General features: G+C 62.6%; 8 protein-coding genes. 7 read left to right on the forward strand and 1 reads right to left on the reverse strand.

Annotated elements, in window-relative coordinates; genetic code table 11:
- Window positions 1-4: 4 nt before the first annotated feature.
- Together betB and betA are read left to right on the forward strand one after the other, a co-directional pair.
- Complete coding sequence (betB, locus tag J3P79_RS24890; RefSeq protein ID WP_434606419.1) at window positions 5-1,477, forward strand: betaine-aldehyde dehydrogenase; 1,473 nt, start codon at window positions 5-7, stop codon at window positions 1,475-1,477.
- Window positions 1,478-1,696: 219 nt separating this feature from the next.
- Window positions 1,697-3,400, forward strand: a complete 1,704-nt coding sequence (gene betA / locus J3P79_RS24895) for a choline dehydrogenase (RefSeq protein ID WP_434606421.1) — start codon at window positions 1,697-1,699, stop codon at window positions 3,398-3,400.
- A gap of 114 nt (window positions 3,401-3,514) precedes the next feature.
- Here the strand turns inward: betA and J3P79_RS24900 are convergent, their stop codons facing one another.
- Complete coding sequence (locus J3P79_RS24900; RefSeq protein ID WP_434604829.1) at window positions 3,515-4,462, reverse strand: IS110 family transposase; 948 nt, start codon at window positions 4,460-4,462, stop codon at window positions 3,515-3,517.
- A gap of 346 nt (window positions 4,463-4,808) precedes the next feature.
- On the opposite strand from J3P79_RS24900, the gene J3P79_RS24905 reads away from it, so the two are divergent.
- The 5 genes from J3P79_RS24905 (at window position 4,809) to J3P79_RS24925 (ending at window position 12,083) form a co-directional block, all read left to right on the forward strand.
- Window positions 4,809-6,251 carry a TldD/PmbA family protein gene (locus J3P79_RS24905; protein WP_434606422.1) on the forward strand — a complete coding sequence of 481 codons (1,443 nt, stop codon included), beginning with the start codon at window positions 4,809-4,811 and terminating at the stop codon, window positions 6,249-6,251.
- Entirely contained in the window at window positions 6,251-7,588 is a 1,338-nt protein-coding gene (locus J3P79_RS24910; protein ID WP_434606425.1) for a TldD/PmbA family protein, read from the forward strand. Before J3P79_RS24905 ends, J3P79_RS24910 begins: the two co-directional genes overlap by 1 nt.
- Before the next feature lie 204 nt (window positions 7,589-7,792).
- Entirely contained in the window at window positions 7,793-9,220 is a 1,428-nt protein-coding gene (mdtD, locus tag J3P79_RS24915; RefSeq protein WP_434606428.1) for a multidrug transporter subunit MdtD, read from the forward strand.
- A gap of 195 nt (window positions 9,221-9,415) precedes the next feature.
- Complete coding sequence (dbpA, locus tag J3P79_RS24920; RefSeq protein WP_434611602.1) at window positions 9,416-10,753, forward strand: ATP-dependent RNA helicase DbpA; 1,338 nt, start codon at window positions 9,416-9,418, stop codon at window positions 10,751-10,753.
- A gap of 151 nt (window positions 10,754-10,904) precedes the next feature.
- Window positions 10,905-12,083: an NAD(P)/FAD-dependent oxidoreductase gene (locus J3P79_RS24925; protein ID WP_434606430.1), complete on the forward strand. Its 1,179-nt coding sequence runs from the start codon at window positions 10,905-10,907 to the stop codon at window positions 12,081-12,083.
- The last annotated feature ends 135 nt before the right edge of the window (window positions 12,084-12,218 follow it).

Genomic DNA, 12,218 nt, shown 5'->3' on the forward strand with positions numbered 1-12,218 from the left:
CTTTATGGCCCGTTTCGAACTGCAAAAACTCTACATCGATGGCGCGTACAGCGATGCCAGCGGCGACGCCACTTTCGAAGCCATCAACCCGGCCAACGGTGAAGTGCTCGCCCTGGTGCAACGCGCGACGAAAGAAGACGTCGAACGCGCCGTGGTCAGCGCCGAAAAAGGCCAGAAAGTCTGGGCCGCCATGACCGCCATGCAGCGCTCGCGCATCCTGCGCCGTGCCGTGGACATCCTGCGCGAGCGCAACGATGAGCTGGCCGCCCTGGAAACCCTGGACACCGGCAAGGCCTACTCCGAAACCCGCTACGTCGACATCGTCACCGGTGCCGACGTGCTGGAATACTACGCAGGTCTGGTGCCCGCCATCGAAGGGGAGCAGGTTCCGCTGCGCAACACTTCATTCGTCTACACCCGCCGCGAGCCCCTGGGCGTGGTCGCCGGTATTGGCGCCTGGAACTACCCGATCCAGATCGCCCTGTGGAAGTCCGCCCCGGCCCTGGCTGCGGGTAACGCGATGATCTTCAAGCCCAGCGAAGTGACCTCGCTGACCACCCTGAAACTGGCCGAGATCTACACCGAAGCCGGCGTTCCAGCGGGCGTGTTCAACGTGTTGACCGGCAGCGGCCGTGAAGTCGGCACCTGGCTGACAGAACACCCGCGCATCGAGAAAATCTCTTTCACCGGCGGCACCGACACCGGCAAGAAAGTCATGGCCAGCGCCTCGAGCTCTTCGCTCAAGGACGTGACCATGGAACTGGGCGGCAAGTCGCCGCTGATCATCTTCGACGACGCCGACCTGGATCGCGCCGCCGACACCGCGATGATGGCCAACTTCTACAGCTCCGGCCAGGTCTGTACCAACGGCACCCGCGTGTTCGTGCCGAGCCACCTCAAGGCGGCATTCGAAGCCAAGATCGCCGAGCGCGTGGCGCGCATCCGCATCGGTAATCCAGAAGACGAAAATACCAACTTCGGCCCGCTGGTGAGCTTCGCCCACATGGAAAGCGTGCTGGGCTATATCGAGAAAGGCAAAGCCGAAGGCGCGCGCCTGCTGTGCGGCGGTGGTCGCCTGACCGAAGGCGAATTCGCCAAGGGCGCGTTCGTCGCCCCGACCGTGTTCACCGATTGCACCGATGACATGACCATCGTGCGTGAAGAGATTTTCGGCCCGGTGATGAGCATCCTCAGCTATGAAACCGAAGAAGAAGTGATCCGCCGCGCCAACGACACCGACTTCGGCCTGGCCGCCGGCGTCGTGACCCGCGACCTCAACCGCGCCCACCGCGTGATCCACCAGCTCGAAGCCGGCATCTGCTGGATCAACGCCTGGGGTGAATCGGCGGCTGAGATGCCGGTCGGTGGCTACAAGCAATCGGGTGTGGGCCGGGAGAACGGCATCAGCTCGCTGAACAACTTCACACGCATCAAATCGGTACAGGTCGAGTTGGGCGATTACACGTCGGTGTTCTGATCTGACACCGAACCTGAGGCTGGGGCTTTTGTGGCGAGGGAGCTTGCTCCCGCTGGGCTGCGAAGCGGCCCCAACTTCAAGTCCCAGACCATTCAGACAGAACACGGTCGCTCCGTTTGCGACTGCTGCGCAGCCGAGCGGGAGCAAGCTCCCTCGCCACAGAGCATGTGGCACTCGATGACCGCGACCTGAACCCAATTCCAGAAGAGGGTGCATTTCATGTCCCAAGAATTCGATTACATCATCATCGGTGCCGGCTCGGCCGGTAACACCCTGGCCACCCGCCTGACCGAAGACGAAGGCGTCACCGTCCTGCTGCTCGAAGCCGGTGGCCCGGATTATCGCCTGGACTTCCGCACCCAGATGCCCGCTGCCCTGGCATTCCCTCTCCAAGGACGCCGCTACAACTGGGCCTACGAGACCGACCCCGAGCCGCACATGAACGGTCGCCGCATGGAATGCGGTCGCGGCAAGGGCCTGGGCGGTTCTTCGCTGATCAACGGCATGTGCTACATCCGCGGCAACGCCCTGGACTATGACAACTGGGCCAAGCTGCCGGGCCTGGAAGACTGGACGTACCTCGATTGCTTGCCGTATTTCCGCAAGGCCGAAACCCGCGACATCGGCCCGAACGACTACCACGGCGGCGACGGCCCGGTCAGCGTGACCACGCCCAAGGCCGGCAACAACCCGCTGTTCCACGCCATGGTCGAAGCCGGCGTGCAGGCCGGTTACCCGCGCACCGAGGACCTCAACGGCTACCAGCAGGAGGGTTTCGGCCCGATGGACCGTACCGTCACGCCCAACGGCCGTCGCGCCAGCACCGCACGCGGTTACCTGGACGTCGCCAAGAAGCGTTCGACCCTGACCATCGTCACTCACGCCCTGACCGACAAGATCCTGTTCGAAGGCAAGCGCGCCGTCGGCGTACGCTATCTGGTGGGCGCCGCTGAAGAGCGCGTCGAGGCCCGGGCGCGCAAGGAAGTGCTGCTGTGCTCCGGCGCCATCGCTTCGCCGCAGATCCTGCAACGCTCCGGCGTCGGCCCGGCCAAGCTGCTGGAAGGCCTCGACATCCCAGTCGTCCACGACCTGCCGGGCGTCGGTGAAAACCTCCAGGATCACCTTGAGTTGTACCTGCAATACGCCTGCACCCAGCCGGTCTCGCTGTACCCGTCGCTGCTCTGGTACAACCAGCCGGCCATCGGTGCCGAGTGGCTGTTCAACGGTACCGGCATCGGCGCCAGCAACCAGTTCGAGGCCGGTGGTTTCATTCGTACTCGACCGGATTTCGAATGGCCGAACATCCAGTATCACTTCCTGCCGGTGGCGATTAACTACAACGGCAGCAACGGTGTGAAGGAACACGGTTTCCAGGCGCACATGGGCTCCATGCGCTCGCCGAGCCGTGGTCGGATCCAGGCCAGGTCCAAGGACCCGCGCCAGCACCCGAGCATCCTGTTCAACTACATGGCCACCGAGCAGGACTGGCAGGAATTTCGCGACGGCATCCGCCTGACCCGCGAGATCATGCAGCAGCCGGCGCTCGATCCGTTCCGCGGCAGGGAAATCAGCCCGGGGATCGAGGTGCAGACGGACGAGCAACTGGACCGATTCATCCGCGAGCACGCCGAAACCGCGTTCCACCCGTCCTGCTCGTGCAAGATGGGCACCGACGACATGGCCGTGGTGGATGGCGAAGGCCGCGTGCATGGCATGGAAGGCTTGCGCGTGGTCGACGCCTCGATCATGCCGATCATCACCACCGGCAACCTCAACGCGCCGACGATCATGATGGCCGAGAAAATCGCCGACAGGATCCGTGGTCGCAAGCCATTGCCGCGCAGCACCGCGCCTTACTACGTGGCCGGGGATGCGCCGGTGCGTGGCAAGCCGGTGCGTGAAGTGGGGCCTAGCGCCCAGTAAGGCGCTGCAACGCAATCGCGAGCAAGCTCGCTCCCACAGGGGATTGGTGGTGGACGCAGATTTTGTGCCCACCAAAGTTCCACTGTGGGAGATTCTATGGTTGAGGGGAAGCCCTCAAGCCGCTTTTGGTTGGTATTCGCTTTGCCCTTTCAGCAGAGCGAATACGATCCGAGCAAGCTTGCGTGCCAGTATCACTAACGCCTGGGTGGTAGCGAAGCCTCGAGCTCTTAGTCTTTCATAAAAGCCTTTCCAGGCAGGCGTACGGCTGGCCGACATGGCTGCGTTGTGCAAAAGCCGACGAACTTCCGGATCGCCTCGTTTGCTCAAGCTTCGGCGGTCGTCTTTTTGTCCTGATTGGGACACTCGCAAATCCATCCCCAAGAAGGCAATAAAGGCGTCTGCATTTTTGAAGTCGCCCCGCTGAAACGCCGTAAGCAAGCGGGCTCCGGTCAGAAACCCGATGCCCTCGACCTTCAGGCAACGGTTCAGTTGCCCTAGCAAACCAGCATTTTTCAGATGATCCTTGATCGTCTTCTCGATCAATGCCTCAAGCCTTTGCATAGCTGCGATTTGCTCGGCGAAAGCGGTCTTGAGCAGCGGCTCATTGGCCCAGCTTTGTACCAGGGCGACTCGAGCCTGAACCAAGGCAGCGCGACGGCGGAAAAGGCTTAGAAGCTGGCGATACAACGGAGATGGCGGCGCCCATGGATGAAGCTCGTGCCCTTCGTTCTTCAGGTAACGAGCCAACAGCTTGGCGTCCAACGCATCGGTTTTGGCGCGGATTTTTACGCCTTTGCGGTAATGATGAAGTTCATAACCGCCCATCATGTAGATTGTGCAACCGGCCTCATAGGCCAAATCAGCAAAGTCCAAGTGATAAGTATTGGTCGACTCAATGGCCACATCGACGGGGCCCGGCAGTACTTTCAACCACCGTTTGATGGCCGCCTTGTCGTTGGGAATCGCTTCCAACACATCAAGCTCTGCGTGATAGATCACCAGCTCGTTCTTGGCGACATCCACGCCCACGATCGGCTTTGTGACAGAAACCGGCATTGCCATTGAAAATCCTCCGGGCTAAGGTTTGAACACTTGAAGGGGTCACCCAGAGGCGCAGGCTTGTCTCTATCGTCGATCCAGGCCGAAGCATTCTTTATCGGCGCTTGGGTGAAAGGAGGAGGGGCGAAATCTCCCACGGTCTGTACTGCGCGAACAGTCAGAATCGAGCCTTGTCCCTCCTCCTCCCTTCAAGTCCTACCATACAAGCGAGCTTGCTCGCGATGGCGGCCAACCTGACACCCCAGATTTCCATCTGCCTTGATCCCTCCCCCACCGCAGGCCTACTCTAGAGCCGCCCGCGTCAACGCGCCGCACCTCGCTGCACCGCCACTCCAGACAAGGAGGTTCCATGTTCGACTTCCAACCCCAGCTCAAGCAACGTTTCGCTGCCTTGCGCACGGGTGCTGAATTCTTTTCCCTGCGTTACGTGCGCGAGTCCGGCCAGCACCTGTCGGTGCGCAAGAACGTCGCCGAACCACCGAGCCTGAGCCATGACGAAGGCGCGATGCTGACCGTGCGGGTCAACGGCGTCGAAGCCTATGCCGCCACCAACGATTTGTCCCAGTCAGGCCTGCAATCGGCACTGGAGCGCGCCGAGCAATACGCTCGCCAGCTCAAGCCCTATGCCCTGCTCGACCTGCGCGAGCAGACGGTGTCCAGCGACCGCGCCGATTACTTTTCGCCGCACTTCGACCAGGCGTTCCCTGCACTGAGCGATTGCTACCAACTGCTCGGCGACGAGTCGGCCGCGGTACCCGTCGACGAACGCCTGGTGAACTGGCAGGCCAGCATCGGCCTGACCCAGGTCGAGCAGATCTACCTCAATAGCGCCGGCGCTGAACTGCGCCAGGCCCAACGTTTCATCTATCCGGCCCTGGACGTCACCGCCTTCGACGGCCAGGACAGCCAGACCCGCACCCTGGGCCGGGAAAACTTCGGCCAGCAAGGAGGCTTCGACGTGATCAGCCGTTGCGGCCTGATCGGCGCCGGCCCAAAAATCGCTGACCAGGCCCTGCAGCTGCTGATGGCGCCAAACACCCCGGCAGGCCCACGCGACCTTCTGCTGATGCCCGACCAGATGATGCTGCAGATCCACGAGTCCATCGGCCATCCGCTGGAGCTGGACCGCATCCTCGGTGATGAGCGCAATTACGCCGGCACCAGCTTCGTCAAGACCAGCGATTTCGGACACCTGCAATACGGTTCCAGCCTGTTGAACGTGACCTTCGACCCGGATATTCCCGAGGAACTGGCGAGCTACAGTCATGACGACGACGGCAGCGCCGCCAGCAAGCAGTTCCTCATCCGCGAAGGCCTGCTGCTGCGCCCACTGGGCGGGGCACTGTCACAGTTCCGCGCAGGCCTCGACGGTGTCGCCAACAGCCGCGCCTGCGGCTGGAATCGAGCGCCCATCGACCGCATGGCCAACCTGAACATCGAGCCCGGCGACCAATCCCTGGAGCAACTGATCCAGGGCATCGAGCACGGCGTGCTGATGCGCACCAACCGCTCCTGGTCCATCGACGACGCCCGCAACAAATTCCAGTTCGGCTGCGAATGGGGTCAGTTGATCGAGAACGGCGAGCTCAAGGGCGTGGTGAAGAACCCCAACTACCGGGGCATTTCCGCGCAGTTCTGGAAAAGCCTGCGCGCTGTGGGCGACGCCAGCACCTCCCAGGTCCTCGGCACACCGAATTGCGGCAAGGGCGAACCGAACCAGGTCATCCGCGTCGGCCATGCGTCGCCGGCCTGCGTATTCAGCAACGTGGATGTGTTTGGGGGAGATGCCTGATGAGCACCGTCAATAATCAAGCTGGGGCGTTCAAGGCACTGGTCGATTGGTTGCGCGACGCGCTGCGCGAGCCTGAGCAATTCACCCTGGGCTACGCTGCCGAAACTTCGGCCTTCGTGCGCTTCAACCACGGCAAGGTCCGGCAGGCCGGCCAGGTGCAACAGGCCAATGTCAGTTTCAAGTTGATCGATGGCGGCCGTCACGCCGACTTGCAGATCACTTTGTCCGGGGACACCGAGACCGACCTGCAACGTCTGGCCGCAGGGCTGCAACAGTTGCGCGAGACGTTGCCGCTGCTGCCAGCCGATCCCTACCTGCTGCTCAACCACAACCATTGGCAGAGCAACAACGTGCAAGACCATCCGCTGCCGGACACCGAACAGGCCGTCGATGAGATCGTCCGCGCCGCCGAAGGCCTGGACTTGGTCGGTTTTTACGCTGCAGGTCCCATCAGCCGTGGCTTCGCCAGCTCCTCGGGTGCGTTCGGCTGGCATCAGGCCAATAGTTTCAACTTCGATTTCAGCCTGTTCCATGAAAATGGCCAGGCGGTGAAAGCCAGCTACGCCGGGCACGAGTGGAGCAGCGACGGATTCGCCCAACGCTTCGAGCAGGCCCGCGAACAACTGGAATTCCTCGGTCGCCCGCTGCGCACCCTGCCACCCGGCGAATACCGCGCCTACCTGGCGCCGGCCGCGCTGGAAGAGATCATGGGCATGCTCAGTTGGGGCGGGTTCTCGGCCCGGGCGATTGCCAGCAAGCAAAGCCCGCTGCAGAAGTTCTACGCCGGCGAAGCCCACTTCAGCCCCAACGTGTGGTTGACCGAGCAAGTCAGCGGCTCGTTGAGCCCGGCGTTCTCCGACGAAGGTTATCCCCGCGATGACTTGGGGCTGATCGCCAAGGGCATGGCCAATGCGCAGTTGATCAACTCCCGCAGCGCCGCCGAATACGGCCTCGCCGCCAACGGCGCCAGCAGCTACGAATACCCCACGGCGCTGGACATGCAGGGTGGGCAACTGGAGCAGAAGTACATCCTCGAAGCACTCGGCACCGGGCTGTACATCAGTAACCTCTGGTACCTGAACTACTCGGACCAACCGGCGGCGCGCCTGACCGGCATGACCCGCTTCGCCACGTTCTGGGTCGAGAACGGCCGGATCCAGGCACCGGTGAGTACGATGCGTTTCGACGACAGCGTCTACAGCCTGCTCGGCTCGCAACTCGAAGCGCTGACCCGGGAGCGGGAACTTCTGCTCTCGGCCAGCACCTACAGCCAGCGGGCCACGGCCTCGATGTTGTTGCCGGGAGCGTTGGTGAAGCGGTTGACGTTGACGTTGTAGCATCAAGAAGGTGGCTTTGTACCTCAGTGGCGAGGGAGCTTGCTCCCGCTGGGGTGCGAAGCGCCCCCAAACCGGCCAACACGGTGTAGCTGAAAGACCGCGTCGCCTGGGTGCGACTGCTGCGCAGCCGAGCGGGAGCAAGCTCCCTCGCCGCAAGAGCTTCTCCGCCACAAGTAATTGTTCACTTTCCATCCAAGAGGTCCCATGCCCAACCGCGCTCCCCTCGATGCCGTCACCGCCCGCTGGCTCCCCTGGGTGGTGGCAATCGCTTTCTTCATGCAGTCCCTGGACGGCACCATCCTCAATACCGCCCTGCCCGCCATGGCCAGCGACCTGGCGGAAAACCCGCTGCGCATGCAGGGTGTGATCATTGCCTACATGCTCACCGTGGCCTTGCTGATCCCGGCCTCGGGATGGATCGCCGACCGCTTCGGCACCAAGAAAATTTTCTTCGGCGCGATCCTGCTGTTCAGCTTCGGCTCGCTGCTGTGCGCCTTGTCCAATTCGTTGAGCATGCTGATCGGCGCCAGGGTGATCCAAGGCCTGGGCGGTGCGCTGATGTTGCCGGTGGGGCGGCTGGTGGTATTGCGGGCCTATCCACGCTCGGAGCTGGTGCGGATCATGGGCTTCATCACCATCCCCGGCCTGCTCGGTCCGCTGATCGGCCCGACCATGGGCGGCTGGATGGTCGAATACATGACCTGGCATTGGATCTTCATCATCAATCTGCCGGTGGGTGTGATCGGCTGCTACGCGGTGTGGAAATTCATCCCAGACCTGCGCGGCACTGAGCGCACACGCTTCGATGGCCTGGGCTTCTTGTTGTTCGGCGCGGCAATGGTGCTGATCACCATCGCCATGGAAGGCCTTGGGGAACTGCACCTGCCTCATCTGCGGGTGATGTTGCTGCTGTTCGGCGGCATGGCCTGCCTGGCGGCGTATTGGTTGCGGGCGGGGCACGTCGAGAACGCGCTGTTTCCACCGTCACTGTTCAAGACCCGGACCTTTGCGGTGGGCATTCTCGGCAATCTGTTTGCGCGCCTGGGCAGCGGCGCCCTGCCGTTCCTGGTGCCGTTGTTGTTGCAAGTCGCCTTGGGTTATTCGCCCTCCCAGGCCGGGATGAGCATGCTGCCCCTGGCGGCCGCGGCGATGGTCGCCAAATCGGTCGCCCGGCCGCTGATCGAACGCTTCGGCTATCGCATCGTCCTGACCGCCAATACCCTGGCCCTGGGCGTGATGCTGGCGAGCATGGGCTTGGTCAGCGAGCAGACACCGTACTGGCTGTTGCTCGCGCATCTGGCAGTGCTGGGAGCGATCAACTCGCTGCAATTCACCGCGATGAACACCGTGACCTTGATTGACCTGGACGACGCCAGCGCCAGTAGCGGCAACAGCTTGTTGTCGGTAGTGGCGCAACTGTCCCTGAGCCTGGGCGTGGCTTGCGCCGGCGCCTTGCTCGGCGGTTTCACCGCCCAGGTCGGCAATGACGGCGTGGACACGGTGCTGGGCGCGTTCCAATTGACCTTCTTGACGGTGGGGATCATGGCGATGTTGGCGGCGACGATTTTCTCGCAACTGTCGAAGCAGGATGGACGGCGGCAGAAGCGGCCGGATGAGCATATCGAGCATTAAGCTGGGCTCAGCGGGCTTTTGTGGCGAGGGAGCTTGCCCCCTCGCCACAGGGCTCCGCGTTCTGGCTACACAGCTCGTCCAGATCTTTCGAAGAAAGTGGCACGAGGCTGTTACACTGCGCGACATTTTGTTTTGCAGGCCCGTCCCGTGACCACCATCGCCACCGCTTTTAATACTTTGCCGCTGTCCGCCGCCATGCTGGCTAACCTCGAATCACTCGGTTATGCCCAGATGACGCCGATCCAGGCGCAAAGCTTGCCGGTGATCCTCAAGGGCATGGACCTGATCGCCCAGGCCAAGACCGGCAGCGGCAAGACCGCAGCCTTCGGCATCGGCCTGCTGAACCCGATCAACCCGCGCTATTTCGGCTGCCAGGCCCTGGTAATATGCCCGACCCGTGAGCTGGCCGACCAGGTCGCCAAGGAAATCCGCCGCCTGGCCCGTGCCGAAGACAACATCAAGGTCCTGACCCTGTGCGGCGGCGTGTCCTTCGGCCCGCAGATTGCCTCCCTCGAACACGGTGCCCACATCATCGTCGGCACGCCGGGCCGCATCCAGCAGCACCTGCGCAAGGGTTCGCTGGTGCTCGACGGCCTCAACACGCTGATCCTCGACGAAGCCGACCGCATGCTCGACATGGGTTTCTACGACGCCATCGAAGACATCATCCAGCAGACCCCGGAACGCCGCCAGACGCTGCTGTTCTCCGCCACTTACCCGGTGGGCATCAAGCAACTCGCCTCCAAGTTCATGCGTGACCCGCAGCAAGTGAAGGCCGAGGCATTCCACTCCGACGCGCAGATCGAACAACGTTTCTACGAGATCTCCCCCGAGGAGCGCATGGACGCCGTGGTAAAGGTGCTGGCGCATTTCCGTCCGGCCTCCTGCGTGGCCTTCTGCTTCACCAAGCAGCAGGTCCAGGAAACCGTCGATCACCTGACGGCCAAGGGCATCTCCGCCGTGGGCCTGCACGGCGACCTGGAACAGCGTGACCGCGACCAGGTGCTGGCGATGTTCGCCAACCGCAGCACCTCGGTGCTGGTGGCCACTGACGTGGCGGCCCGCGGCCTGGACATCGATGCCCTGGACATGGTGATCAATGTCGAACTGGCCAGGGACTCGGAAATCCACATCCACCGTGTCGGCCGCACCGGGCGCGCCGGTGAGAAAGGCATCGCCATCAGCCTCGTGGCGCCGTCCGAAGCCCACCGCGCCCAAGCCATCGAGCAACTGCAGAAGTCGCCACTGAGCTGGGACCAATTGGACAACCTCAAGCCCCAGGGCGGCGGCCCGCTGCTGCCGGCCATGAGCACGCTGTGCATCGGCGCCGGGCGCAAGGACAAGGTCCGCCCCGGTGATATCCTCGGCGCCCTGACCGGCGAAGCCGGCATCCCTGGCGCCCAGGTCGGCAAGATTGCGATCTTCGATTTCCAGGCCTACGTGGCGGTGGAACGCGGCATCGCCAAGCAGGCACTGCAACGCCTGAACGATGGCAAGATCAAGGGCCGCTCGTTGCGGGTGCGGATCCTGTAACCGATCGCCTGACGAACAGAGATCAAACTGTGGGAGCGAGCTTGCTCGCGATGGCGGTGGATCAGCGGCATTAATGCTGCCTGACACGCCACCATCGCGAGCAAGCTCGCTCCCACATTCAGTTATGTGGGAAAGCCGAGAGGACACCGTTTTGCGCTCTACCGAAGTCGTGATCATTGGCGCTGGCGCCGCGGGGTTGATGTGCGCGCTGACCGCAGCCGCGCGCGGGCGGCAGGTGATGTTGCTGGACCACGCCAACAAGGCCGGCAAGAAGATCCTCATGTCGGGCGGTGGGCGCTGCAATTTCACCAACATGTACACCGAGCCGGGCAATTTCCTCTCGCAGAACCCGCATTTCTGCAAATCCGCCCTGGCCCGCTACACCCAGTGGGATTTCATCGCGCTGGTGGCCAAGCACGGTGTGCCCTATCACGAGAAAAAGCTCGGCCAGCTGTTCTGCGATAACAAGTCCAGCGACATCCTCGGCCTGCTGCTGGATGAATGCGACCAGGCCGGCGTCAAGCTGCACCTGGACACCTCCATCGAGCAGATCGAAAAGGCCGAGGGCGGCTATCAGTTGCAGACCACCCTTGGGCCCATCGCCTGCCAGTCCCTGGTGATCGCCACCGGCGGGCTATCGATCCCGACCCTGGGCGCGACCGGTTTCGGCTATCAAGTCGCGAAGCAGTTCGGCCATCAGTTGTTGCCGACCCGCGCCGGGCTGGTGCCGTTCACCATTACCGATCAACTCAAGGCACTATGCACCGAACTGTCGGGGACGTCGGTGGATTGCCTGGTGAGCTGCAACGACCAGAGCTTTCGCGAGAACATCCTGTTCACCCATCGCGGCCTGAGCGGCCCGGCGATCCTGCAGATTTCGTCGTTCTGGGAGCCAGGGGACACGGTGCAGATCAACCTGCTGCCCGACCACGACGTGCCGCAATGGCTGCAACAGCAACAAGCCGAACGCCCCAATAGCGAATTGAAGACACTGCTGGGCGAGCTGTTCACGAAGAAAATGGCCACCCTGCTGGCGGATACCTGGTTCGTCTCCAAGCCGATGAAGCAATACACCCACGCGGAGCTCGCCGACATCGCCGAAAAGCTGGCGAGCTGGAACGTGGTTCCGGCAGGCACCGAAGGCTACCGCACCGCCGAAGTCACCCTTGGCGGCGTCGACACCCGGGAGGTGTCGTCCAAGACCATGGAGTCGCTGAAAAGCCCGGGGCTGTTTTTCATTGGCGAGGTGCTGGACGTCACCGGGCACCTGGGCGGGTTCAATTTCCAATGGGCCTGGGCTTCGGGATATGCGGCGGCGCAGTACGTCTGACCCCGCCCCATGTTGAACGCGCTTCTGTGGCGAGGGAGCTTGCTCCCTCGCCACAGAGTAGAGGTGTGTCCTTCGCATGCCGGAACACTTTTTGCTGCCAGATGTGATCGCCGCCATTGCATCGGCGTCCTTACT

The sequence above is a fragment of the Pseudomonas sp. R1-7 genome (genome assembly GCF_051132105.1).
GTDB lineage: Bacteria > Pseudomonadota > Gammaproteobacteria > Pseudomonadales > Pseudomonadaceae > Aquipseudomonas.